Source organism: Planobispora longispora, assembly GCF_016863135.1.
GTDB classification, from domain to species: Bacteria; Actinomycetota; Actinomycetes; order Streptosporangiales; family Streptosporangiaceae; genus Planobispora; species Planobispora longispora.
In genome coordinates this window covers 44,013-68,048 of the sequence record NZ_BOOH01000047.1, presented here as the reverse complement: position 1 = coordinate 68,048, position 24,036 = coordinate 44,013, and the positions used below count along the sequence as shown (strand labels likewise).

Here is a 24,036-nt window from a genome sequence, read left to right as displayed (position 1 = left end):
CAGCCCCCTCACCCTCGCCCGACGATCCGCGCGGGGTCCGGGCGGACATGGACCGGCAGGCGCCCCGCAGCGGGAAGACCCCGCCCGTCCTCGCACTCCACCGGGAACCCGCCGAACGGATCCACGCTGCGGGAATGCTCTCCGGCAGCGTTTGCGAGCGACTTGGAGGCGCTTCTCCGCGAGCCGCTTGGAGCCGCTTGGAAGCGCTTGGAAGCGCTCGGAGCCGCCGAGAGCCGCGGCCCGGACCGGGAACCGGTGATCACGGGACCGCGAGGACCGGGTCGTATCGCCGGCCCCGTCCCGTCCTCGGGACCGAAGACCCGCACGCGACTGACCCCGGCCGCGGGATCCGGGGCCGGGGTCAGGGCGTGCCACTCGCGGTGGCGGGGCCTGCTATTCGCGGTGGCGGGGCCTGCTATTCGTGGTAGAGGTAGAGGTCGAAGAAGGAACCGGCGCGCCTGCACTGGAAGTCCAGGGCGTTGGTGTTGAAGAGGGCTCTGACGCCGGCGCTGCTGCAGCCGCCGCTGGTCGTGTACTGGCCTGCGAACCACCAGCTTCCGGCGGACTGCGCGGAAGCGGCCGTCGCGGGAGCGGCCACGGCGCCGAAGGCCAGGCCTCCGGCCACCAGCGCCGCCGCGGCCAGACGACGAGTTCTCATTCTCTTTCCGCCTTTCGTGAAGAGGCGTGCCCGTGAGCGGTGATTCCGGTGAGAGCCGCCGCACCCGGGCGCGTGTTTTCCCGCTGAAGGGTGCATCGGCCCGCTTGGAAAGCACTTGGAGGGTCTCCCGGGAGGTCTCCCGCGGCGGACACGGGATCCCCGGCCGGCCCCGGAGTCCCGGAGTCAGCCCGCGCGCCGCGGCGCCGCGCTCCGTCCCCCCTCGGTGATGAGCCCGAGCTCCGACCTCGCCCGGTCCCGCCATCGCACGAGCCCGTTGCGGCCCGCCAGCCGTGCCAGCGTCACCAGGTGCCGGACGGCGGTCTCACGCTCGCCCAGGGCGGAGGCGAGCAGGGCCAGGAACCAGTCCACCGGGCCCGCGAACGCGATCGCGGAGCCCACGGAGACGCCGCCGCCGTGCGGCAGCAGCGCCGAGTAGCTGGCCCGGCAGGCGGAGACGTCGCCGAGGGCCGTCTGCGCCGCCGCCTGCAGGCAGGTCATGGTCAGCCAGGACCAGTCCCGCGGCGGAGTGCCCCAGCCGTGCTCGGCCAGCCCGCGGGCCTGTGCGGTACGGCCCTGCGCGCACAGGTGCAGGATCCGCGAGTCACGGTCCATGGTGGCGTGGATGCCGGCGACCGAGTCGATCAGGGCTCCGGCGTCGGCCATGGAACCGCGCTGGAAGTGCAGCATGATGCGCCCGGTGGCCACCACCGCGCCCGCGTACCACATGCCGAGCCGCCCGGCCTGCCGCTCGGCCTCGCCGTACAGGACGTCGGCGTCGTCGAAGCGCCCCTCCAGGACCAGCCTGCCGGCGCGCCACATCGTGTGCTGGAAGCGCGGCCAGGGGAGCGGCAGCCGTTCCAGGATCGCGTCGCAGCGGGTGGCGGCCTCGTCGGCGCCGGCCACGTCGAACAGCTGCAACCGGTGGTGGGTGAACAGCATCTGCGCGAGCAGTTCGAACTCGGGCGTGCAGGTGCGCGCCGCCAGGTCGAGCAGTTCGGCGGCGATCCCCAGCAACTCGGGGGAACGGACGGACTGGGGCAGCGAGAGCTGCCGCGCGTTGAGCGTCTGCATCAGCAGGTGCGGATCGCCGAGCCGGCGGGCCGCCTCGACGGCCTCGGCCGACAGGCGGTCGCAGCGCGGGTCGTCGCTGCCGTCGTACAGCTCCTGCGCCAGCCCGGCCAGCAGCCGCACGCGTTCGGCCCCGTCGTCCGGGGGCAGGCGGTCCAGCGCGGCCTCGAACCGGCGGACCAGATGCAGTTCCACCTCTTCGTAGGGGTTGCGCAGGGTCCAGACCGAAGGGGCGTCCAGCGCGGTCAGCGCGCGGGTCGTCAGCACGGAGTCGTCCCGTCCGCCGGTGCGGTCGCCGCGGTCGGCGACGCGGATGGCCTGTGCCCGCGCCTTGCGGGCCCCGAGCGCGTCTCCGGCCGCCAGCAGCGCGCGAACCTGGTGAAGCAGGAGGTCGACGTGGTCGAGGGGGTCGCCCGCGGAGGCGCCGTGGGCCGCGACCGCCCGGCCCCACCACAGGGCCGCCTCCTCGTAGGCCAGCCGCAGGGACGCCTGCCGGGCGGCGGCACGGGCCCAGCGCGCCGCCTCGCCGTAGGCCGCCGGACCGGCCTCGACGGCGTGGTGGGCGACGACCGCCACGTCCACGCCGGGGCGGTCGGCCAGAGCGGCCATCACCTCCCGGTGCGCCGCCGCCCTGCGCAGCGCGGGGAGGTCGCGCAGGAGGGCCTCGCGGACCAGGTCGTGGGCGAAGGCCATGCGCGGGGCGCAGGAGACGAGCAGCCCGGCGTTCACGGCCTGGTCCAGCACGCCGTACACCTCTGCCGGCTCCGCGCGGCAGGCCTGGGCCACGACACCGGGATCGAAGTCCCTGCCGATGACCGCGGAGACGTTGAGGGCCTCGACGGCCTGCGGGCCGAGCGCGGTCACCCGCCGCCGGATGAGGTCGGCGACCGCGACCGGTACGGCGCCCAGCGTGCCGCCCTGGGCGAGCACGCGGGTCGTCTCCCGGGCGAACAGGGGATTCCCGCCGGTGCGTTCGGTCAGCCGCAGGGCGGTCGGCCCGTCCAGTTCGACGCCCATGCCGTGCGCGATGATCTTTATGGTCTCCGGGCCGAGGCCGGTGAGCCGGACGTGGAGCAGGTCGTGGCGGGCCAGCCGGCCGAGCACGTCGTCCAGGCGCAGGCGGTCCGGCCCGTCGCGGAAGGCGGTGACCAGCGTGACGGGGACGGGCTCGGTGGAATCCGCCAGCAGCGTGACCAGGTCGCTGAGCAGCCGGAGCGACGCGGGATCGGCCCAGTGCAGGTCGTCCAGGACGACGACCAGAGGCCGGGAGCGCGCGGCGGTCCTCAGCCAGTCCGCGATGGCCTGATGGCGGCGCAGGAGCGCGGCCTCGGTGGATCCCGCGGGGGTCTCGTCGTCCAGGAGACCGGTCAGGGCCCGGCGGTCGGGCGGGGGACAGACCTGGGTGAGCGCGCGCAGCAACTGCAGCCACGGCCACAGGGGCGGGGAGCCCTCGGTCTCGGGGCAGCGGCTCCAGAGCACCAGACGGCCGGCGGCGGCGCAGCGGTCGCGGAACGCCCCGAGCAGCCACGTCTTGCCGATGCCCGGCTCGCCGCTCACCGCCGCGACGGCGACCTCCGCCCGCTCCGGCAGGGTCTCCAGCTCGGCCAGCTGCCGTTCCCGGCCGTGCGGGGCACGCGATCTCGCGGGGGTCGCGGGGGTCGCCGGGACGGGCATCGGGGGAACGGGCGCGGGGGAGGTGGAGGGGAGCATGAGCGAGTCGGCCTGCCGGAGGATGGCCTCCTCCAGAGCCCTCAGCCCGGGGCCGAGGCCCAGCCCCAGCTGGTCGGCGAGCAGCCTTCCGGCGCGGCGCAGCACGGCCAGCGCGTCGGCCTGCCGCCCGGTGCGGTAGAGGGCCAGCGCCAGCAGGTGCCACAGCCGCTCACGCAGCGGGTTCGCGGCCGACTCGGCCTCCAGGCCGGTGACGACGGCCTGCGGGCGGCCGAGGTCCAGTTGCGCCCGGGCGCGCCGCTCGACCGCGACGAGGCGCAGCTCGCAGAGGCGCGCGACCTCGGAGGAGGCCCACAGCTCCCCGGTGAACTCGCCGTAGGGCGGCCCGTGCCAGAGCCGCAGCGCCGCCTCCGAGCAGGCGAGCGCCTCCTCGGGCGGCAGGGACTCCGAGCGGGTGACGAGTTCGGTGAACCGGAGCGCGTCGACGTCGGTCGCGGCGAGCAGGTATCCGGGGGGCCGCCCGACGAGCAGCCGGGGGAGGGCGCGCGGCGGGCGGCCCGGTTCGACGGCCCGGCGCAGGTTGGACACGTAGGCCTGGATCGTGGACACCGCGCTCGGTGGAGACGCGTCGCCGTACAGATCCTCGATCAGGGTGTCGGTGGAGACGACGGCTCCGCCCGCGACCAGCAGCCGGGCGAGCACCGCGCGCTGGCGCGGGCCGCCGAGCCTGACGGGAACCCCGTCGTCGTAGACCTCGATCGGGCCGAGAACCCGGAACTTCATCCCTACCACCCATGGTCGGCACAGTAGGTGCGGCCACTGCGACAGGAACGAACCTCACGTATCAAACATCGCTTCCGCGTGGAGATCAAGTATGTCCGGAACCTGTGACAAACGCCTGCTCCGGGAGGCGGCCGGCACCGGCCGGGACCGTTTCCGACGGGCGGCGATCCGCTACAGGTGATCGCGCAGGAGGGCGCCGAACTCGGCTTCGAACAGGTCGTAGCGGTGGCGCAGGCCGGTCCCCGGCCAGTCGCCGGGCAGGAGGCCGGGCGGGAGCAGGGGATCGGTGAGCAGGTGCCGCAGGATCGCGGCGGCCAGGACGAACCGGTCGGTCACCCGGACCGCCGCGTCGAACTCCTCGCCCAGCGCCCGCGCCCGGTCCGCCCACGCGGGAAGGTCCCACAACGACGCCGCCAGCGCGGCGGGTGCGCCCTCCGGGACGGCCCGCAGGAACATGCACTGCCCGGTGACGGGGGAGGGCGGCGCGTCGGCTCCTCCGATGGACTCCGGGCCCGCATCGGCTCCTCCGGCGGGCTCCGGGCCCGCGGCGGCCGGGCCGGGCGCGTCTCCGTCCGGGGCGCTCCGGACCAGGTTGTCCGGGCGCATCCACACGCCTTCGCGGATCTCGGCCATGCGCAGTGCCGTCATGGCGTCCCGGAACGCGGCGCGCTCGGCGGCCGGCCGCCGCTCGGCGGTGACGATCGCGACCTCCCACGAGCCGTCCCACTCGCGGGTGAGGGGCGAGCGGCTGGCGTCCTGGCGCGCCTGGCGTTCCCGCAGGCGCCCGCCCAGCCGGTAGCCGCCGTCGTCCGTGACGAGGTCGCCCGCCGCGACCATGCGCGAGAGGGCCACCCGGACCGTGCCCTCGGAGATGCCGAACAGCTCGCCCGCGCGCACCAGGTGGCGGGCCTTCAGATGGGGCGGGTGGCTGCCCAGCAGCGTGCTGAGGACGACCGAGCGCGCGGTCAGCGGGCGGAGCCCCAGCGAGTCTTCGTTCTTCATCGGCGGTTCAGAGCTTAGGACGTGTCCGGCGGCGGTCCGGAGCGTGGCCCGGGTCCGGATCGCGATCCTGCTCATTACATCTTCCCATCATCTGTTGGAAAAACGTAATATCCAGACATGGCCTCTTACCTCGTCGAACCGGTCGACCGGCTGCCCTTCGGCGCCCCCGACAAGTCCCGGCGCTACGCGACCGAGCGTTATCCGGGTGCGGCCGGGCTGAACTGGTACGACTCCGACCCCACCCTGCGCTTCCTGATGCGCCGCCATCTCGGCGCCGAGGGCCTGGAGTGGGCCGTCCCGCACCTGGAGCGGGCCGGCGCGCTGATGGCCGGGCCGATCTCGGAGCACGCCGAGGAGACCGACCGCAACCCGCCCCGCCTGGAGCGCTACGACCGGTGGGGCCGCGACGTCAGCCGGATCGTCATGCCGCCGTCCTTCGAGGAGGCCCGGCGCGAGCTGGTCGCCCGGAGCTTCACCCGGCCCGAGTTCACCGCGGAGGCCAAGGCGGCCGGGGCCGATCCGGCCGCCATGATCGCGGCCTGGCACTACCTGCTCTACCAGGCCGACATCGGCATGGGCTGCGCGCTCGGCACCGGCGGCGACATGGTCGTGCTGATGGCCGAGGCGTTCGCGCCCGAGGACGTCAGGGAACGGGTGCGGGAGATCTTCGCCGACGGCATGTTCTCCGGCGAGGCCGCGCAGATGTTCACCGAGCGCTCCGGCGGCTCCGACCTCGGCGCGCTGGAGACCACCGCCACCCCGGACGGCGACGCCTGGCGGCTGAACGGCCTGAAGTGGTTCGCCTCCAACGCCAACGGCTCGGCGTTCGTCGTGCTCGCCAAGCCCGAGGGCGCCCCGGACGGCGTGCGCGGGGTCTCGCCCTTCCTGGTCCTGCGCGAGCGGCGCGACGGCGGCCACAACGGCATCCGGATCCGCAGGCTCAAGGACAAGCTCGGCACCCGCTCCGTCGCCTCGGCGGAGGTCGAGTTCGCCGACGCCGAGGCGTTCCTGCTCGCGCCGGACCCGCGCGGCACCGGCGACGGCAAGGGCCTGGGCAGGATGATGACGCTCACCAACGGCGCCCGCCTGGCCATCGCCATGATGGGACTGGGCTGCGCCCGCCGCGCGCTGGTCGAGTCGGTCTGCTACGCCCGCAGCCGCGAGGCCTTCGGCGCGGCCCTCATCGACCAGCCGCTCATGCGCCGCAAACTGGCCGAGCTGATCGTCGAGGTCGAGGCCGCCCAGGCGATGGTCTTCGACGGCACGCTCAACTCCGGCCTGCGCCTGGCGCCCGCCCTGGTCAAGCTCCGCGCCGCCCGCCTCGGCGTCACCGCGGCCAGCGACGCGATCGAGATCCACGGCGGCAACGGCTACATCGAGCAGTGGCCGGTCGCCCGCATCCTGCGCGACGCCCAGGTCAACCCGATCTGGGAGGGCGGCGACAACGTCCTGTGCCTGGACATGCGGCGGGCGATGCTGAAGGAGAACGCCCACGAGTCCTTCCTCGACCGGCTGACGGCCGCCGTCGGCCAGGCCCCGGCCGACGACGAGACCACCGTCTCCCTGGTCCGGACCCGGATCGAGGACCTGCGCAAGGCGATCACCGCCCTGTCGGGCCTGGACCCGGTGGCGGCCGAGGCGCGGCTGTTCCCGCTGGCCCAGTTCATGTGCGACGTCTACGCCGCCGCGCTGCTGCTGGAGCAGGCCGGCTGGGAACGGCGTGAACTCGGCACCGACCGCAAGGCCCTGGTCGCCCGTCTCTACGCCGACGCCCACCTCGCCGACCACGGCCCGCTGCGCGGCATCGACCGCCCGGCCGAGGACCTCGACCGCTTCGACGACCTCCTGACGGGAGCCCTCACCCTCTGACCCCGATCACGATTTCCCGGCTCCTCCGAGCCTTTCGTTCCGCCGCTGTTCCGTCAGAGATTCAGCACGCGCGGCGGGCAGATCACCTCACCTTCGTCGACGACCTGGAGCAGCCGGGTGAGGACGTCGAGGAACCGGGCCATGATCCGCTCTTCTCCGATCGCCGCCGAGCGGTTCTGACGTTCCTGGAGGAAGCGGGATCTCAGAAGCCCGGTCTGCTGATCTTCGATAATGCCGATGCACCCGCGGTGCCGGCCGCCAACGGTGCGTCGACGCCGGCGGATGGCACAGGCCGGCTTCGATCGGGCCGCCGGTGTGGCCGGGACCTACCTGGCCTCGCCGTTCGCCCGCTGGCGTGACTTCGGTGAATATCGGCGGGCGCTGGACGGCGAGGCCGCTGTACGGCTTGCGCAGAACTCCTGTGCGGAACTCGACCACGACCGCCCAGGCGACTGGCCGGCCTGGGAACGGCTGACGCCGCACATCGCCGCGATGGTGACCTCGCTCGCCTCGCATCTCGACCTTGAGGATCTGGGCTCGCTCCTTGGGCTGAGCCACGGGGCGTTCTTCTCCATGGGGGGCGTGGGCCGGCAGGCCACCCCCGACGGTGAAGCTCTCGCCCGCGCCACAATGACGGCGGCGCGGAGGCTGGGGGACGAGCAGTTCCATCGTGAGCTGCTTGCGGATATGGCCCGCGCGCTGGGCGTCGAAACACCGGTGCGGTCGTTCGCATCGAGCCGATCCGTCGCCACGGGTTCGGCCCGGTACGGCCAAACTGTGGAGGATCACGGTCGGCCCGCTGCAGCAGCCGTAGCTTTCAAGCAGGCACGAGAATGCAGGGAGGCGTACGCTGAACGTGACCGCTCGCACCGTTTTCCTGGTCGATTTCGATGCAGCAGGGCAGAGGGCCGATTCGTCCACGAACCGGCCCTCATGGTCTCGGTGTCGACTCGACCACTGAACTCATCCGCTGGCCGACGCAGGCGCTCGCCGCTTTGGCGCCCGTAGAAGGTCGGGATTTCAGATTCTTCCTGCGGGCCGTGACGGCCCCGCACCCGCTTGCCCGCGTCGTACCCGATCGCCTCACCGCCCTGGCGGGTCCGCACGGACTGGGAATCCAGCACCGCCGCCGACGGCTGCGGGTAACGGCCCTCGGCAGCACGGACCTTCTTGCGCAGCGCGTCATGGACGCACTCCCCGGTGCCATCGGCCGTCCGGGCGCGAAACCACCGGTAGGCCGCATCCCACGGAGCCAGATCGTGCGGGACCAGCCGCTACCCAACACGTACGGCACGTACGGCACCGTATCGATGATCAACCGGCGCGGGAACTTCAACGGCCGGCCACCCCGGCGCGGGTCTCGCGTGGGCGGCAATGGCGCGATCACCATCCACTGGGCATCGGTCGAGGACGTGTCGCGGGCGGGCTTGACCGCGGCGAGGTCGTGATCACGGGCCGGTACCGCTGGCAGGACGACCGGCCAGATTCGCGGCGGCCGGTCAGGCCGGGGACATCAGCTCATACAGGTTGCCGGCGGCGTCGAGGAAGAACAGCCCGCGCGGGCACAGCGGGTGGTCGATGCGGCCGTTTCCGGGCTCGGTGGGGCGGCTGCCGTACGGCACGCCGGCCTGCTGCAGCCGGGCCAGGATCTGATCGAAGGCGGCCGGGTCCACATCGAAGGCCAGGTGCACACCGACGGGATCGTCCGTGGTCATGAAGTCCAGGGTCAGCTGCTCGTTGACCCGCACCGGGGCGAAGTGGCCACTCCGGCCGGCGGGCGGCAGTTCTTCCAGGCCCATGAGGGAGGCGAAGAAACGGGCCGCCTGGCGGTTGTCCAGCGCGGGGACGATGGTGTGGTTCAGCGTGATGGTCATGCCGGGCTCCCGGAGGCGGCCAGGGTGCCGTGCAGGAGGATGTCGACGAGTTCGTCGGGGGACGCCTCCGCCTCGTGGGAGGCCAGGCCGGAGCGGATGGAGAGCATTCCCAGGAAGACCGCGGCGATCTTCTCCGGTTCCAGGCGCAGCACCGCCCGGTCGGGTTCGATCAGTTCGGTGACGGCGTCGCGGGTCGCCTTCATCGAGGCCTGGCGGCTGCCCGGAGCCGGCCGGTCGGCGGAGGTGCGCTCGCGGCGGTGGCCGGAGGCGTGCAGGGCGCCGATGACGGTGCCCATGCGCTCCAGGTGGGCGTGCAGGGCTTCGGCCGCCTGGATCAGCCGGGCGGCCAGCGGATCGTCCAGAGGGATCGAGGCCAGCTCGCGCAGGACATGGTCGGGGTTCATCGCCTCGGCGGTGCAGGCGTCCAGGAGTTCGTCCTTGTCGGTGAAGACGCGGAAGATGGTGCCTTCGCCGATGCCGGCGGCTCGGGCGATCTGGCCGGTGGTGACGGCGGCGCCGTGTTCGGCGACCAGCGGCAGCGCCGCGGCCACGATCATCGCCCGGCGCTGCTCGGTGCTCATGGCCGGCGCGCGCCGGCGAGAGGGGGGTGATGTCATGTCTCCACTGTATGGAGTGAGTGCTCACTCCGTCAATAACGAGTGAGCACTCACTCCACTGAGAGGTCGGGTCGGCACACCGGTGCGAGGAGCATCGACGACCAGAACAGGCGGTTGCCTTGCGGCTCGCCGGAGCTTGGGACGAGCTGGTCGAGTGTGAGCACCCCAGCGGCTGCACCTGAGCGCTGTCCCGAACCGACCGGCGACTGCTGTCACCTGCCGCCTCCATCATCAGGCGGGTGCCTTTCCGCAGGAGAGTGCCCCCGGCGCGATCCAAGCGCAACAATCTTCACCGGAGTGTCGTATCGGCCTGGCCGCGAATCGTCTTGCAGGTAAGGCCGGTGAGCGGGCCGCCCGGCAGGATGACGGAGGAGGAGGTCTCCATTCGATCACCGCGCTGGAGCGGCGGCCCTCACCGAGCCGGGACAGCCCAACGATCCCCGAACGGAGCAGGTCATGAATCCGACGATGAACACCATCGACATCGTGGTCTCCGACATGCAGGCCGCCATCGCCTTCTACGCCCGGCTCGGGCTGGAGTTCAAGCTCGATCCCCACACTGCCGAGCACGCCTCGTGCGACCTGCCCGGCGGGCTGCACCTGATGCTGGACACCGAGGCCTTCCGCACTCCGTTCCTGCCCGGCTGGAGCGCCCCGACTGGCGGCCCGCGCGCCCTGCTGTGCTTCGAGTTCGACACCCCCGCCGCCGTCGACGCCAAATACGCCGAGCTGACCGGGGCCGGCCACCGCGGCATCGCCGAGCCGTTCGACGCCTTCTGGGGCATGCGCTATGCCACCGTGACCGACCCCGACGGCACCGGCATCGACCTGTACGCCGCCCTGCCCGCCACCTGACGCCGGCCCTCCGACCCGCGAGGAGAACGCACATGAAGTACGTGCTGATGTTCGTCGAGACCGAGCAGTTCGCCCGGGAGCTGGCGGCGATGGGCGAGGTCGAACGGGAGGCGGCCTATGCCGCGGTGGGCCGCTGGTTCGCCGAGCACGCCGACAAGATCACCCACCACACGCACCTGCACCCGGTGCACACCGCCACCACGGTCCGGCTGGACGGCGGTGAGCCGCTCGTCACCGACGGGCCGTTCGTCGAGGGCAAAGAGGTGGTCAGCGGGTTCGCCGAGGTCGAGGTGGCCGATCTGGACGAGGCGCTGGCGCTGGCGCGATCCTGGCCGGCGTGCCCGATCGTGGAGATCCGTCCCGCTTCGTGATCGGCGGGTGAACGAGAGCAGAGGCGTGGACGAGTCGGCGACGCATGAGGCGCTGGCCCGCGTGGTGCGCGAGCACGCGGGCCGGTTGGCCGCATCCCTGGTGTCGCTGCTGGGGGACTTCGCGGCGGCCGAGGACCTGGTGCAGGACGCCGTCGAGATCGCGCTCAAGCGCTGGCCGGTCGAGGGGGTGCCGGAGCGGCCGGACGCCTGGTTGTTCACCGTGGCCCGGCGGCGCGGTCTGGACGTGCTGCGCCGCGAATCGACCTACCGGGCCAAGCTGGCCCAGCTGGCCTGGCCGGTGCCCGCCGAGCCGGACGACCGGCTGCGGCTGATCTTCACCTGCTGTCACCCGGCACTGTCGCGGCCCGCGCAGATCGCACTGACCCTGCGGGTGGTGTGCGGGCTGAGCGCCGCGCAGATCGCCGCGGCGTTCCTGGTGCCCGAGACCACCGTGGCCCAGCGCATCACCCGCGCCAAGAAGAAGATCGCCGAGGCCGGGATCCCGTACCGGATGCCGGCGGGCGAGGAACTGCCGTCGCGGCTGGAGCAGGTGCTGGCGGTCATCTACCTGCTGTTCAACGAGGGGTATCTGTCCAGCACCGCCGAGCGCGCCCAAGCCCGCGACCTGGTCGACGATGCCGGATGGCTGGCCGCGCTGCTGGCCTCTCTGATGCCCAAGGAGCCGGAGGCCGCCGGGCTGCTGGCGTTGATCCGGCTGCACCGGGCCCGCGGTGCGGCCCGCTTCGACGCGGCCGGCCGCCTGGTGCTGCTGGCCGACCAAGACCGCTCCCAGTGGGACCACAAGGTGATCGAGGAGGCCATCGCGCTGCTGGTGCGCACCGCCCGCACGCACCGGCGGCCGGGGCCGTACCAGCTGCAGGCCGCGATCGTGGCCTGTCACGCCGAGGCCGAGCGCTTCGAGGACACCGACTGGCGGCAGATCGTGGTGCTGTATGACCTGCTGCTGGCGCTGGCGCCGTCCCCGGTGGGCCGGCTGCACCGGGCGATCGCGCTGCGCTACGCCCACGGGCCCGAGGCCGCCCTGGCTGAGCTGGCCGAGCTGGACCGAGGGCTGGAGCGCTATCCGTTGCTGCACGCCACCCGCGCCGAGCTGCTGCGGGATCTGGGCCGCCATGCCGAGGCGCACCGGGCCGATGCGCGAGCGCTGGAGCTGACGGCCAATCCTGCCCAGCAGGCCCTGCTGGAAGAGCGGCTCACCTGGACCTGACCGGCGGATCGCCGGGGCCCGGCCGCGCTTCTCACCGGTCGCTGAGGCGCCACGGCGAATCGGCCCGCGTCTCCCGGACGGCGGCCTGCACGCGCAACGCGTAGGTCGGGCGCGCAGTGCCGGGCAGTGCGCCGAGATAGGCATGGCGGGTCAGGTGACACCAGGCGGGCAGGTCGATCGGTGCGGCCGGATCGGTCGCGATCAGATGCACCACGGTCCCGGGAGCGAGTGCTTCGGTCAGGCGGCGCAGCTCGATCAGCAGTTGCACGCAGCGTCGATCACCGCCGTCCAGGACCGTCGGCTCGCGGGCGGCGGATGCGCTCATACGGCCACGGGCAGGTCGGCCAGGCGCCACTCCAGCATGCCGTCGGCCAGGCGCGCCGCGTTGCGGCCGCGGGCGGTCAGCTCCCGCACCGCCTCGTGGGCCATCACGCAGTAGGCGCCCCGGCAGTAGGCCACGATCCGCCCATCGGCCGGCAGATCGGCCAGGCGGCCGGCGAGCTGCTCCAGCGGGATCGAGACGGCGCCGGGGATGTGCCCGGCGGCGTACTCGGCGGCCGGGCGCACGTCGATCACGGTGACGTCTCCGGTCCGGATGCGAGCCAGTAGTTCCTCCCTGGTGACCTGTTCGGCGTCATCGGGCCCCAGGTAGGCGGCGCGGGCCCGCTCGACCTCGGCCAGATGCGCGGCGGCGACGGCTCGCAGGTGCGCCCACAGGGCGGCCACATCGGTGCCGGCCAGCCGGTAGAAGACCTTGGTGCCCTGCTTGCGGGTGGTCACCAGGCCGGCCTGGCGCAGCACCTGCAGATGGTTGGAAGCGGTGGTCAGCCCGAGCCCGCCCGCGGTCGCGAGGGCTTCAACCGAGCGCTCACCCTGGGCCAGCAGATCCACCAGCTCCAGTCGCTTGCCGTTGGCCAGTGCTTTGGCCACCTGCGCGAAGCCCTCGAACAGTGCTGTCTTGGCAATCACGTCACCCATTGACATTCCTCCATAAGTCCATGGAATAGTGTAGAAGGTAAGAGCGGAGGACACAACGTGATCATCCCGATCGTGGACGAAGGGCTGGGCAACAGCTCCTACCTGGTCGATCTCGGTGACGGCCGGGCGCTGGCCGTGGACGCGAGCCGGGACCTGCGCGCCCTGCGCACCGCCGCCGCCTCGCACGGTCTGACGGTGGCCTTCGCCGCCGACACCCACCTGCACGCCGACTTCCTGTCCGGCGCCCGGCAGCTGGCCGCCGACGACGGCGCCCGAGTGCTGGCCTCGGCCGCCGGGATGCGCGCCTTCGACCACACCGGTCTGACCGACGGCGACGAGGTCGGCCTGGGCGGCCTGACACTGCGGGCCCTGGCCACCCCGGGTCACACCGGCGAGCACCTGGCCTTCGTACTGCTGGACGGCCCCCGTCCGCTGGGGGTCTTCTCCGGCGGATCTTTGATCGTCGGCTCGGCCGCCCGTACCGACCTGTCCGGAGCCGAGCACACCGAGGCGCTGGCCCGGGCCCAGTACCGCTCGCTGCGACGCCTGGCGGAGCTGCCGGAGGAGACCGCGTTGTGGCCCACCCACGGGGCGGGCTCGTTCTGCTCGGCCCCGCCCGGCGCGCAGCGCACCTCCACCATCGGCGCCGAAAAGGCCGCCAACCCACTGCTGCAGGTTCCGGATGGGGACGCCTTCGTCGCCGCGCTGCTGGGCAGCCTGGGCAGCTTCCCGCCGTATTTCCTGACCCTGCCCGAGGCCAACCGGCGCGGCGCGCCCGTCATGACCGGTGCCCCCGCGCTCACGGAGCTGGAGGCTGAGGCGGTCCGGCGGCTGCGGGCCGAGGGGGCGGTCATCGTCGACGTGCGGCCGGTGCGCGCCTTCGCCGCCGCCCACATCCCCGGGGCGCTGTCCATCCCGCTGCGCGGGCAGTTCGCCTCCTGGCTGGGCTGGCTGCTCGATCCGGCCGCGCCGTACGTCATCGTCCGCGATCCCGGCCAGGACGTCGCGGAGATCGGCTGGCAGGCCGCGAAGATCGGCTATGAAGCGTGCGCGGGCGAGCTGGCCGGCGGCATGGCCGCCTGGGACGGTCCGACGCAGCGCATCGATCTGGTCGGCGCCGACCGTCTGGACGGGGTGCAGGTGCTGGACGTGCGCCAGGACGCCGAGTACGCCGCCGGGCACCTCCCCGGTGCCGCGCACATCGAGCTCGGCGCACTGCCCGGCCGTGCCGACGCGGCGCCGGACGGGCCGGTGGCGGTGATGTGCGGGCACGGCGAGCGCGCCATGACCGCCGCCAGCCTGCTGGCGCGCATCGGTCACAGGAGCGTGCGGGTGCTGAGGGGCGGGCCCGAGGACTGGGCCAAGGCCACCGGCCGGACGCTGGCCGAGGGCCAGACGTGAGCGCTCCCACCCCCGCTCCCGGAGACACCGACGACACCGGCAGTACTGGTGGCAACGGCAGGAACACCACCGGGGGCACCGCCGGCACCGAGTCGGGCATCCGGCTGGGCCTGGCCGCCAACCTTCCCCAGTTCATCCTGCTGGTGGCGGTCAACGCCCTGGTCGGCGGCATGCTCGGCCAGGAACGCATCACGCTGCCGCTGCTGGCCGAGACCGTCTTCGGCCTGTCGGCCCACACCGCGGCGCTGACCTACATCCTGGCCTTCGGCGCCACCAAGGCGATCACGAACTTCTTCGCCGGAGCCTGGTCGGACGCTTTCGGCCGCAAGCCCGTCCTGGTGGCCGGGTGGCTGATCGCGCTGCCGATTCCGGCGATGCTGGCCTGGGGCCCGTCCTGGGCCTGGATCATCGCCGCCAACGTGCTGCTGGGTCTCTCCCAGGGGCTGACCTGGTCCACCACCATCATCATGAAGATCGACCTGGCCGGGCCCGCCCGGCGCGGCCTGGCCATGGGCTTCAACGAGGCCGCCGGCTATCTGGCGGTGGCCGCCACCGCGCTGGCCGCCGGATATCTGGCCGGGCAGTTCGGGCTGCGCCCGGCGCCGTTCCTGCTCGGCGCCGCCTACGCCGCCCTCGGTCTCGGTCTGTCGACGCTGATCGTGCGCGAGACCCGCGAGCACGCCCGGGCCGAGGCCGCCGCCCACCCGGCCGGCAGCTCCCACCATGCCGAGCTGTCCACCCGGCAGATCGCCTGGCGCACCAGCATCAGTGATCGCTCGTTGTCGGCGGCCAGTCAAGCCGGGATGGTCAACAACCTCAACGACGCCCTGGCCTGGGGAATCTTCCCCCTCATCTTCGCTTCCCGCGGTTTGAGCGTGGCGGAGATCGGGATGCTGGGCGCGCTGTATCCGGCCGTGTGGGGGCTGGGGCAGACGGCCACCGGCTGGTGGTCGGACCACGTGGGCCGCAAGCGCCTGATCGTCGCCGGGATGCTCGCCCAGGCCGCCGCCATCGCGCTCGTGGCGCTGGGGGAGACCTTCGCCGTCTGGGCGCTGGCGCAGGTGCTTCTGGGGATCGGGACCGCACTGGTGTATCCCACGCTGCTGGCCGTCATCGGCGATGTCGCCCATCCGGCCTGGCGGGCCCGTGCGGTCGGCGTCTACCGGCTGTGGCGCGACGGCGGCTTCGCCGTGGGCGCGCTGCTGGCCGGGATCATCGCCGACCTGTGGGGCCTGGAGGCGGCCGTCTGGACGGTCGCCGCCTTGACCGCGGCCTCCGGCCTGGTGGTGGCGGCACGCATGGCCGAGACCCACCCGGAGAAAAGACGATGAGCGATCCCGGCCTGGTCGGCGGGCCGATCTATCTGGACTACAACGCCCCCGGCCCGGATGGTCAGAGCGCGGTAACCAGGTCACCCGCCGAACGTGGCGGTGCCCAGGACATGGAAGGAGAACGGGGTGCGCACCTGGGGGAACAGGAAGCGCTCAACCTCTCCCAGGATGAAACCGGCCCGCTCGATCTCGGCCAGGGCATCGCGGCCGCTGTGGCAGCCGCCGGCCAGAAGCGGCCAGATCGTGGCGTCCAGCACCCGCTGCACCCGGGCCAGGGCCGGCGTGTCGGCGCGGACATGCTCCAGGAAGCGTACCCGTCCATCCGGCTTGAGCGCCCGCCGCGCCTCGGCCAGCGCCGCTGCGACGTCGGGCAGCGAGCACAGCACCAGGCAGAACACCACGGCGTCCACGCTGTGATCGGCCACTGGAAGCCGGTCGGCCAGCCCGGGGGTCACCTCGACGGTGATCACGGCATCGGCGGCGGCGATCCGGGCCTGCTCCCGCAGCCGCGGTTCCGGTTCGATCGCCAGCAGATGGGCCACCTCGGCCGGATAATGCGCGAAGTTGACGCCGTGCCCGGCGCCGACCTCGATCACCTGACCCCTCAGACCCGCCAGCAGCGCGCTGCGGCGCTCGGCCATGCCGCCCTCGTCCATGGCGCGGGCCATCGCCGGATACATCCGGCCGAAGACCGGCCGCCGCCGGTTCGTCGTCTTCGTGGTGTCCATGGTGGTCACCAGCTGACCGGTAGCGCGGTCAGGCCGCCGGTCAGCACGTTGGCGTTGAAGGTCAGCTCTTCCGGCGCGCACTCCAGCGTCAGGGTGGGGAAGCGGGCGATGAGCCGGGAGAAGGCCACCCGCAGCTCGATGCGGGCCAGGGGTGCGCCGATGCAGTAGCGGGCGCCGTGGCCGAAGCTCAGATGCGGTACGGCGGGGCGGTCGATGTCGAAGCGGTCGGGGTCGGTGAAGACGGCCGCGTCGTGGTTGGCCGCGCCTGTGTCCAGCAGCACCAGATCGCCGGCGCGTACCGGTACTCCGGCGATCTCCAGGTCGGCGCGGGCGTAGCGGGGGATGCCGCCGCCGCCCTGGCCCGGGGCGCGCAGGATCTCCTCCACCGCCGCGTCGATTCGGGACGGGTCCTCCATCAGGGCCTGCCACTGCTGCGGGTTGGCCAACAACCACAGCGCGCCCTCGTCGATCGCGGCGACGGTGGTCTCGTGTCCGGCGAACAGCAGGAACATGCCCATGGCGGCGGCCTCGTCGTCGCTGACCCCGGGTGTGGCGGCCAGCCGGGAGATGACATCGGCGTCCGGATCGCCCTCGGCCCGTTTGCGTGCCATGAGTTTCCGGCCGTAGGTGAACAGCTCGGCCAGGCCCTGCTCGGAGCGGGCACGGTCGGTGAGGTCACCGGCGGCCTGGGTCCAGGCCCGGAACTGGGCGCGGTCGTCGTACGGCACGCCGAGCAGCTCGCAGATCACCGCGATCGGCAGCGGCAGGGCCAGGGCGGCATGCAGGTCGGCGGGCGGCCCGGTGGCGGCCAGTTCGTCCAGCAGGCCGGTGGTGAGCGTCTCGACGCGGCCGCGCAGCGCGCGCATGCGCCGGGGGGAGAAGTGCGGCTGCAGCAGCGCGCGCATCCGCCGATGGTCGGCCTGCTCGGTGTCGAAGTCACCCAGCGGGCCGCCGAACAGCGCCGACTCTCCCGTGCGGGAGGCGCTCTCGGGTTCGCGGTGGGAGCGGCCGAGACGGTCGTCGTCCAGCAGACGGCGCACCTCCTCGTATCCGGTCACCAGCCAGGCCGGGTGGCCGAGCGCGGTGCGGATGGCGTGGATGGGGCCGCGGGCCTGCAGGTCGCGCAGCAGTCGCGCGGGCCGCAGGGGGTGATCCTGCTCGAACGGCAGGTGGGCGGGGGCGGTGGGCGACATGGCTCCTCCGCGAAGTAGAAGTCATTTTGTAGACTCAGGTGTCTATTAAGCTATATGTATACTTTGTCTTCTACAAGTGGAGGCTGGATGAGCAATCCCGGAAACGCCGATACCCCGGGGGGCGTCCCGGCACAGCCGGTACGGCGGCTGCGACGGGCGGAGCGACGCGAGCAGATCCTGGATGCGGCTACCCGCGCCTTCGCCCGCGCCGGATACGCCGCCACCGGCCTGGACGACATCGCCGCCGAGGCCGAGCTCACCCGGGCGATGCTGTACCGCCACTTCGACTCCAAGGCCGACCTGTACCGCGCAGTGCTGGATCGCGCCTGTGTTCGCCTGGTCGAGGCCACCGGCGCCGACGACTTCGACGAGAGCGCCATCCCGGCGTTGCTGCGCGCCGCGTCCGCCGACCCCGACGGGTTTCGGCTGCTGTTCCGCTACGCCGCTCGCGAGCCCGACTTCCGCGAGCTGATCGACTCGATCACCGCAGCCTCCCGCGAGGTCGCCCACCGCAATCTCGCCCGCCTCATCCCGGCAGGCCCATGGCTGGACTGGGCGGCGAATCTGATCCCCACCCTCACCCTGGAGGCCGTCATCGCCTGGTTGGACGCCGGCCAGCCCGATCCCGGGGCCGCCGCCGGACGCATCGACCAGGCCGTGCACGGCGTCATCGCCGCCGCTCAAGCCCCTGGCTGACCGCAGGAGAAATGTCGGGCCGTCTCGCTTGGACGTGGTGCGTGACAACGGTGAACCGGGAACGCGAGCCCGGGGAGAAGGTTGAGGAGTTCGTCGCGGCGCTGCTGCCCAAGCATCCGCACGGCAACCGGATCACGCCCTCCCGGGGCGACCGGGGCGCCGACGTACGGGTCTTCAATCCCGACGGCTACGACATCCACCAGGTCAAGCGCTGGTGCAGCTCCGCTCCGGCCGATCACCGCCGCGCCCGACACGACCGGCCCGACCTGGAGATCCGGTTCCTGAGCGCGGACGACACGGTGGCGCACACGCTCGATCTGATCGACGTGGGCGTTGCCCAAGGCGCGGACGGCCCCGGCGTATGGCTGTCGGGCACCGACCGCTCCGGCGTCCTGCTCGCCAGCCAGGTCCTGGTCGACTCGGCCGGTCGGCAGAACCTCCAGGACGACGTGCAGCGTCGTGTCCTTTATCGCCACGCGCGCCCCGCCGACCCCCACGAGCTCGCCTCAGCCCAGCCGGGCGACAGCGTCCGCCCGATGCCGGGATCCTCCGCCGAGGCGACGACGCCGTGGTTCCTGTCGACGGCGGGTCCGGTTGATCGCCACCCGAGCACGGCGATCAGCTCCCGGCCGGAGCGGGCCAGAAAGTCGCTCAGCGGGCCGTCGGCGAGCTTGCCCTCCCGGCGGGCCTCGGCCAGGTCGCGGGTCAGTTCCCGCAGCTTGTCGCGGGCCTCGCCGGCTTTGCCCTCGGCCAGTTTCTCCACCGCTTGGGCGGCCTTGTCGCGGATTTTGCCGGCCAGGTCGGCTTCGATGCCGCCGCTCTCCAGCTGCGCGTTAAGGGCCTGTTCCAGTCCGGTCAGCCAGGTGCGCGGATCGGCTCCGGTGGGCCGGGGCGGAACGGAGCCGGGGCGCGAAGACGGCCGGGCGGAATCAGCGGAGGCGGCCAGCCGGGCCAGGCCGAAGTCGACGACCTTGAGGATGCCGTCCGCGGTCAGATACAGGTTGGCGGGTTTGATGTCGCGGTGCGCCACTCCGGCGGCCAGGTTGCGCCCGGTCAGCCACTCCATCACCAAAAACCGGCGGCCCGCCTCATATCCGACGTCCAGCACCGTGACCACGTTAGGGTGCACCACCTGGGCGGCGGCGCGGGCCTCGCGGGCAAAACGCTCGGCGTCGCCTCCGCCATTCCAGGACACCCATCGCCTGCGTTCGGAAGACCCGCCCACCGTAGAGCCGAGTCAGCCTCGGCAATGGACGGCCGGGCGCAGGCCGGTGCGGGTTTGTCGATCTGCGCTCGGGAAATCTGCAGTGCGCGTGCCTGTTGCCGACCCCAAGCGAGAAAACGATCATGACGAGTGCGCCGTTCGAGCTGCGCTGCCCCGTCAGCGCCGACCTGAGCGCCATCCGCGACCTGGTCAACCACTGCGGCCGACGCGGCGGGCTGTCCGGCGAGCGGCTGAACGACCTGGTGCTGGCGGTCAACGAAGCCGTCACCAACGTGCTCGACCACGGCGGCCGGGAGGGCCTGGTGATCGCCCGCACCCACTCCGAGGGCATCACTGTGAGCATCTCCGATACCGGTGGTGGCCTCAGCGCCGCGCATCTGGCCGCCGCCCGCAGCGACCCGAGCGGCGCCCGCGGTTTCGGCCTGTGGGTGATCCAGCACCTGTGTGACGAGGTCACCGTGGAACAGACCGGCCACGGCTCGGTGCTGCACCTGCACCGCCGACCCGCTCCGGTCCCTCCGCTGCACCCGTCGGCCGGGCGGCATGAACCGCATGCCGACGCCGATCCGGTCGCCTGACCCTCCACCCCTTCGCTGTTCGTACCCGCCCTGTAGCAGGGGGTATCGGCAATGGCTCGGCAGGGCTACGGCGGTAGCCGTGTACGGTGGCCCGCCTGCTGCACCTCACCGGATCCGGCGCACCCTCCTCTACGGCTTTCCACGACGTCGGCCTCGATGCCGCCGGGCCGGTCTCTGTCCGCTCGCGTAGGCCATCGATCACCCCACACCTGCGGTCACTTTAAGTAACCGATCGGGTGCGAAGCGATAGATTGGGGTGGACGGCCGCGTCGGCTGCGGCATCGGTCAACCAGGAAGGGGGCAAAGCGCCAGTGAGCACGCAGCGGGAGATGGCACTGGTCGCGCTGATCGATGACATCACCGCGGTGGCCAGCGCCACCGACGACCTGGAAGAAGCCGCGCGCGCGACGCTGTCGACGGTGTGCGAGGTGACCGGCTGGCCGCTGGGACACCTGGGAGTGCCCGCCGACGACGGTGAGGTCTTCGTCTCGGCCGGCATCTGGATCGGGCCGATCGAGGACTTCCCGGTACTGGCCGAGATCGCCGCCACCACCCGGTTCGCTCCCGGCACCGGTGTCATCGGCCGGGTCGTGGCCACCGGCGAGCCCGTGTGGTCACACGATCTGACCACCGATGCGCTGGCGGTGCGCCTGCTGGGCGGCCGCGATCCGGGCGTGCGGGCGGCCTTCGCTTTTCCGGTCATCGCGGTCGACGGCGTGGTGGCGGTGCTGCAGTTCTTCTCCGAGGAGGTGATCCCGCGGGATGAGCCGCTGCTGCGGGTGATGACGGCCATCGGCTACCAGCTGGGCCGGGTGGCCGACCGCCGCAAGATCCGTGACACCGCCCAGGCCGGCCGCGACCGGCTGCAACAGATCGTCGACGCCTCGGTGGAGGGCTTCGTCTCCACCGACGCGGCCGGGCATGTCACCGAGTGGAACGCCGCGGCCGCGCGCATGTTCGGCCGCACGCGAGAGCAGGTGCTGGGCCGGCTGGTGCACGAGGCGATCGTGCCGGAACGCTACCGCAGGGCCGATGAGTCCGGCCGGGCCCGGTTCCTGAGCACGGGGCAGTCCAAGGTGCTGGGCCGCCGACTGGAGCTGGCCGGCGCCCGGCCCGACGGCAGCGAGTTCCCCATCGAGATCGTGGTGTGGGCCACCCGAGAGGCGAACACGTGGGCCTTTCACGCGTTCATCCACGACATCACCGAGCGCCGCCGCGCCGAGCAGGCGCTGCGCCGAGCCTATGAGACCGAGCAGCAAACCGTCGCCCGCCTCAAGGAACTGGACGCGGCCAAAGACGCCTTCATCGCCACCGTCTCCCACGAGCTGCGCACCCCGCTGACCACGTTGAGCGGATACCTGGAGCTGCTCGACGACACCGACCCCGTCCAGCGGCGCATGCTGGAGGCGATGACGCGTAACGCGGCCCGGCTGCAGAACCTGGTCGAGGACCTGCTGGCGGTCAGTGCCCTGGCCACCGATGAGCTGGCCGTCAACGCCGCCCCGGTGCCGGTGCGCCAGGCCGTCGAGAGCGCGGTGCACGCCACCAGAGCCCAGGCCCGCAGCAGCAACCACCGCATCGAAGTGGAGACCGACGCCGGGGTGCAGAACGTCACCGCCGATCACGACCTGCTGGTGCGGGCGATCAGTGCGCTGCTGTCGAACGCGGTCAAGTACTCACCCATCAACACGCCGATCACCGTGCGCGCCGCACCGGCCGAAGGGCGGGTGGCCATCGCCGTCACCGACCACGGTGTCGGCATCGAGGCCGAGGACCTGCCGCGCGTGTTCGAACGCTTCTACCGCACCCGTTACGCACGTGACAACGCCATCCAAGGCGTCGGCCTGGGATTGTGGCTGGTGAAAACGATCGCCGAGGCGCACGGCGGCACCATCACCGCCACCAGCACCCCAGGTGAGGGCTCCACCTTCACCCTGGCCCTGCCCGTCTGAGAACCTCGGCAGCCCGTGTCGGAAATCAATGGCGACAACCGCCTGGCCGACGACGAGACCACCGTTTCGCTGGTCCGGACCCGGATCGAGGACCTGCGCAAGGCGATCACCGCCCTGTCGGGCCTGGACCCGGCGTCGTCCCCCCGGGAGGTGCTCGACCTCGTCACGGCAGATCTCGCAAGCTGAAACCGGCGCCGTCTCTGTGGATCGTTCCTGACCGGGTCAGGTGGGCGGCGAGGAGGACACCGGTACGGTCGGCGAGGTCGTTGAGCACGCGGTGGCGGGATTCCGCCGCCAGGGCGGGATCCTCGCACAAGGATGAGGAGACGTCCGGGCGGAGCAGTTGCAGGGGGTGGTGGATCAGGTCCCCCGCGATGATCGCGGTTCGGCCGCTGTCGGTGATCTCCGCGACGAGGTGGCCGGGAGTGTGCCCGGGGGCGGGCAGCAGCCGTACGCCGTCGTCGATCTCATGAACCCCGGAGATCAGGTGCAGCAGACCGGCCTCCGCCACGGGCGTGACGCATTCCCTGACCCGGTCGGCGTGCCGGAGGCGACCCGTGCCGAGATGCTCGTACTCGGCCTCGGCCAGCAGGTAGCGCGCGTTCGGGAAGGTCGGCTTCAGCTCGTCGGTGGTGTTCCAGCCGACGTGGTCGTGATGCAGGTGGGTGTTGACGACGACATCGACGGCGTCCGGTGCGATCCCGGCCTCGGCGAGGGTGTCCATCCACCGGGAGGTGAACCCGGGGAAAGGGCCCTTTCTGCCCTGTTTGCCGCCGCCGAGGCAGGTGTCGACCAGGATCGTGGTGTCCGCGCCGAGGATGGCGAAGCCGGTGACGGCCATCGGTTCGCTCGTTCCCTCCGCGGTGAGGAGGCGGGTCAGCTCTGCGTCGGGCAGGTCGGGGAACAACCGCTCGGGTGGCAGGACATGCCCGGCGGCGTCGACCAGGGGGATGACGGTACGGCTGCCGACTGCGACGGGCTCGGGCTGCGGCGGGACGTACAAGGACATGATCAGGCTCCTCGGAGGGCGGCTTCCCCTGTCGGACGAGAGGGTTCGGAAAGGAAGTAACGCCTGGTGGGAGCGGGGGTCAATCGCCAGATCGAGCGGTGCTGTCCGCTACCGGACAGTCGAGGGCCGTCTGTTCGGAAACCGTGGTCCGCGGCGCGGCCGTCCGGGGCTGACAGCGGGGTTCGTCCTCCGGTGCCCGGGCGTCGCGCGGCATCCGGGTGACCACGGGCTCTAACAGGGCCTGGAAGGCGGCGTTCAATTGTGCGGGCGTCTCGGCGGTGCCGTCGTGGGTCCAGCGGGTGAGCAGGGCGATGAAGGCGCCGGCGGCGCAGGTCGCGACCAGGTCCAGGTCGTCCGGCGGGACCTGGTCGCCGGGCAGGGCGCAGAGCAGTCCGGCACGGATGGCGGAGGTCAGGATCTGCTGGACGCGGTCGCGAACCGCCGCGTCGCCGCGGGGGCCCAGCAGGGCGCGGGCCAGGTGGCGCTGCTCATCGACATGCTCCAGCAGGGGCAGGCTGAAGGCGAAGGCCCGTCCCGGCGTGTCCGGGCGTTCGCCGTCTCCGCCGCCCAGTGTCTCGACGAGTTCCTCGATGGTGCTGAACAGGACGTCCTGCGTCCCGGTGAAATGGGAGTAGAAGGTCGAGCGGCCGATGTCGGCGCGGACGATGACGTCGGTGACGGTGACGGCCTGATATCCCTTCTCCAGGATCAGGTCGACCAGCGCGTCCTGTACGGCTTTGCGGGTGCGGCGCACCCGGCGGTCGGGCCGGTTCGTGAGGGTTCCCATGGTCTGCGTGGGCGTTCAGCGGCGCCCGCGCTTTCCCTGCCCTTCATGGCCGGGGTGCTCCCCGTGCCGTTCATGGCTCCCGGGGTTCATGCGGCTGCCTGATCCCTGGCGCTCCTCATGCCGGGTGTGGTCCATGCGGTGCGCCGGTTCGGACATCGCGCTCTC

Annotated in this window: 24 protein-coding genes; 11 read left to right on the top strand and 13 right to left on the bottom strand. The window is 72.2% G+C overall.

The annotated features are described in order from the left end of the window. Positions 1–415: 415 nt before the first annotated feature. The 3 genes from Plo01_RS28240 to Plo01_RS28230 all read right to left on the bottom strand — a co-directional run bounded on the left by Plo01_RS28240 (position 416) and on the right by Plo01_RS28230 (position 5,179). The gene (locus Plo01_RS28240; protein ID WP_203893743.1) at positions 416–658 is read right to left on the bottom strand and encodes a hypothetical protein; all 243 of its coding nucleotides are present in this window, start codon (positions 656–658) and stop codon (positions 416–418) included. 183 nt (positions 659–841) lie between these two features. Further along, complete coding sequence (locus Plo01_RS28235) at positions 842–4,177, bottom strand: ATP-binding protein (RefSeq protein ID WP_203893742.1); 3,336 nt, start codon at positions 4,175–4,177, stop codon at positions 842–844. Between the two features lie 171 nt (positions 4,178–4,348). Next, positions 4,349–5,179, bottom strand: a complete 831-nt coding sequence (locus Plo01_RS28230; RefSeq protein WP_203893741.1) for a PaaX domain-containing protein, C- domain protein — start codon at positions 5,177–5,179, stop codon at positions 4,349–4,351. Positions 5,180–5,296: 117 nt separating this feature from the next. On the opposite strand from Plo01_RS28230, the gene Plo01_RS28225 reads away from it, so the two are divergent. Both Plo01_RS28225 and Plo01_RS28220 read left to right on the top strand, forming a co-directional pair. Further along, complete coding sequence (locus Plo01_RS28225; RefSeq protein ID WP_203893740.1) at positions 5,297–7,048, top strand: acyl-CoA dehydrogenase family protein; 1,752 nt, start codon at positions 5,297–5,299, stop codon at positions 7,046–7,048. A 282-nt stretch (positions 7,049–7,330) separates the two neighbouring features. Next, positions 7,331–8,056 (top strand): hypothetical protein, encoded by a 726-nt coding sequence (locus Plo01_RS28220; protein ID WP_203893739.1) that lies wholly within the window; start codon positions 7,331–7,333, stop codon positions 8,054–8,056. 491 nt (positions 8,057–8,547) lie between these two features. Here the strand turns inward: Plo01_RS28220 and Plo01_RS28215 are convergent, their stop codons facing one another. After that, positions 8,548–8,922 (bottom strand): VOC family protein, encoded by a 375-nt coding sequence (locus Plo01_RS28215; protein ID WP_203893738.1) that lies wholly within the window; start codon positions 8,920–8,922, stop codon positions 8,548–8,550. Further along, complete coding sequence (locus Plo01_RS28210) at positions 8,919–9,539, bottom strand: TetR/AcrR family transcriptional regulator (protein WP_239317220.1); 621 nt, start codon at positions 9,537–9,539, stop codon at positions 8,919–8,921. The genes Plo01_RS28215 and Plo01_RS28210 overlap by 4 nt, the downstream gene beginning before the upstream one ends. Positions 9,540–9,995: 456 nt before the next feature. Between Plo01_RS28210 and Plo01_RS28205 the strand changes: the two genes are divergently transcribed. From Plo01_RS28205 to Plo01_RS28195, 3 genes are read left to right on the top strand one after another with little or no spacing between them, the layout of a single operon-like run. Continuing rightward, on the top strand, positions 9,996–10,394 hold the full coding sequence (locus Plo01_RS28205) for a VOC family protein (RefSeq protein ID WP_203893737.1): 399 nt from the start codon (positions 9,996–9,998) through the stop codon (positions 10,392–10,394). Positions 10,395–10,426: 32 nt separating this feature from the next. Beyond that, positions 10,427–10,765 (top strand): YciI family protein, encoded by a 339-nt coding sequence (locus Plo01_RS28200; RefSeq protein WP_239317218.1) that lies wholly within the window; start codon positions 10,427–10,429, stop codon positions 10,763–10,765. Positions 10,766–10,772: 7 nt separating this feature from the next. Further along, a complete protein-coding gene (locus tag Plo01_RS28195; protein ID WP_239317216.1) occupies positions 10,773–11,993 on the top strand; it encodes an RNA polymerase sigma factor in 1,221 nt (406 codons plus the stop codon). A 31-nt stretch (positions 11,994–12,024) separates the two neighbouring features. Here Plo01_RS28195 and Plo01_RS28190 read toward each other — a convergent pair whose 3' ends face one another. Together Plo01_RS28190 and Plo01_RS28185 are read right to left on the bottom strand one after the other, a co-directional pair. After that, positions 12,025–12,318 (bottom strand): sulfurtransferase TusA family protein, encoded by a 294-nt coding sequence (locus Plo01_RS28190; protein ID WP_203893736.1) that lies wholly within the window; start codon positions 12,316–12,318, stop codon positions 12,025–12,027. Continuing rightward, a complete protein-coding gene (locus Plo01_RS28185; RefSeq protein ID WP_203893735.1) occupies positions 12,315–12,971 on the bottom strand; it encodes an ArsR/SmtB family transcription factor in 657 nt (218 codons plus the stop codon). The genes Plo01_RS28190 and Plo01_RS28185 overlap by 4 nt, the downstream gene beginning before the upstream one ends. A 57-nt stretch (positions 12,972–13,028) precedes the next feature. On the opposite strand from Plo01_RS28185, the gene Plo01_RS28180 reads away from it, so the two are divergent. Next, positions 13,029–14,372 carry an MBL fold metallo-hydrolase gene (locus Plo01_RS28180; RefSeq protein ID WP_203893734.1) on the top strand — a complete coding sequence of 448 codons (1,344 nt, stop codon included), beginning with the start codon at positions 13,029–13,031 and terminating at the stop codon, positions 14,370–14,372. After that, a complete protein-coding gene (locus Plo01_RS28175; protein ID WP_239317214.1) occupies positions 14,369–15,703 on the top strand; it encodes an MFS transporter in 1,335 nt (444 codons plus the stop codon). Before Plo01_RS28180 ends, Plo01_RS28175 begins: the two co-directional genes overlap by 4 nt. Before the next feature lie 80 nt (positions 15,704–15,783). Here Plo01_RS28175 and Plo01_RS28170 read toward each other — a convergent pair whose 3' ends face one another. Together Plo01_RS28170 and Plo01_RS28165 are read right to left on the bottom strand one after the other, a co-directional pair. Further along, positions 15,784–16,431, bottom strand: coding sequence for a class I SAM-dependent methyltransferase (locus Plo01_RS28170; protein ID WP_239317230.1), 648 nt, complete (start codon positions 16,429–16,431; stop codon positions 15,784–15,786). Between the two features lie 5 nt (positions 16,432–16,436). Next, the gene (locus tag Plo01_RS28165; RefSeq protein WP_203893733.1) at positions 16,437–17,624 is read right to left on the bottom strand and encodes a cytochrome P450; all 1,188 of its coding nucleotides are present in this window, start codon (positions 17,622–17,624) and stop codon (positions 16,437–16,439) included. An 87-nt stretch (positions 17,625–17,711) separates the two neighbouring features. Between Plo01_RS28165 and Plo01_RS28160 the strand changes: the two genes are divergently transcribed. Next, positions 17,712–18,320: a TetR/AcrR family transcriptional regulator gene (locus Plo01_RS28160; protein WP_203893732.1), complete on the top strand. Its 609-nt coding sequence runs from the start codon at positions 17,712–17,714 to the stop codon at positions 18,318–18,320. Here Plo01_RS28160 and Plo01_RS28155 read toward each other — a convergent pair. Beyond that, on the bottom strand, positions 18,305–18,796 hold the full coding sequence (locus tag Plo01_RS28155; protein ID WP_203893731.1) for a hypothetical protein: 492 nt from the start codon (positions 18,794–18,796) through the stop codon (positions 18,305–18,307). The genes Plo01_RS28160 and Plo01_RS28155 overlap by 16 nt on opposite strands. After that, positions 18,787–19,515: a protein kinase family protein gene (locus tag Plo01_RS28150; RefSeq protein WP_203893730.1), complete on the bottom strand. Its 729-nt coding sequence runs from the start codon at positions 19,513–19,515 to the stop codon at positions 18,787–18,789. Before Plo01_RS28150 ends, Plo01_RS28155 begins: the two co-directional genes overlap by 10 nt. Before the next feature lie 152 nt (positions 19,516–19,667). On the opposite strand from Plo01_RS28150, the gene Plo01_RS28145 reads away from it, so the two are divergent. From Plo01_RS28145 to Plo01_RS28135, 3 genes are all read left to right on the top strand, one after another. Beyond that, positions 19,668–20,123 (top strand): ATP-binding protein, encoded by a 456-nt coding sequence (locus tag Plo01_RS28145; RefSeq protein ID WP_203893729.1) that lies wholly within the window; start codon positions 19,668–19,670, stop codon positions 20,121–20,123. A 311-nt stretch (positions 20,124–20,434) separates the two neighbouring features. Beyond that, positions 20,435–22,075: an ATP-binding protein gene (locus tag Plo01_RS28140; RefSeq protein ID WP_203893728.1), complete on the top strand. Its 1,641-nt coding sequence runs from the start codon at positions 20,435–20,437 to the stop codon at positions 22,073–22,075. Between the two features lie 15 nt (positions 22,076–22,090). After that, positions 22,091–22,261 (top strand): hypothetical protein, encoded by a 171-nt coding sequence (locus Plo01_RS28135; RefSeq protein WP_203893727.1) that lies wholly within the window; start codon positions 22,091–22,093, stop codon positions 22,259–22,261. Here the strand turns inward: Plo01_RS28135 and Plo01_RS28130 are convergent. Continuing rightward, positions 22,239–23,084, bottom strand: coding sequence for an MBL fold metallo-hydrolase (locus tag Plo01_RS28130; RefSeq protein WP_203893726.1), 846 nt, complete (start codon positions 23,082–23,084; stop codon positions 22,239–22,241). The two genes, Plo01_RS28135 and Plo01_RS28130, sit on opposite strands and share 23 nt — an antisense overlap. A gap of 79 nt (positions 23,085–23,163) precedes the next feature. Beyond that, positions 23,164–23,871 (bottom strand): TetR/AcrR family transcriptional regulator, encoded by a 708-nt coding sequence (locus Plo01_RS28125; protein ID WP_203893725.1) that lies wholly within the window; start codon positions 23,869–23,871, stop codon positions 23,164–23,166. Positions 23,872–24,036 lie beyond the last annotated feature (165 nt).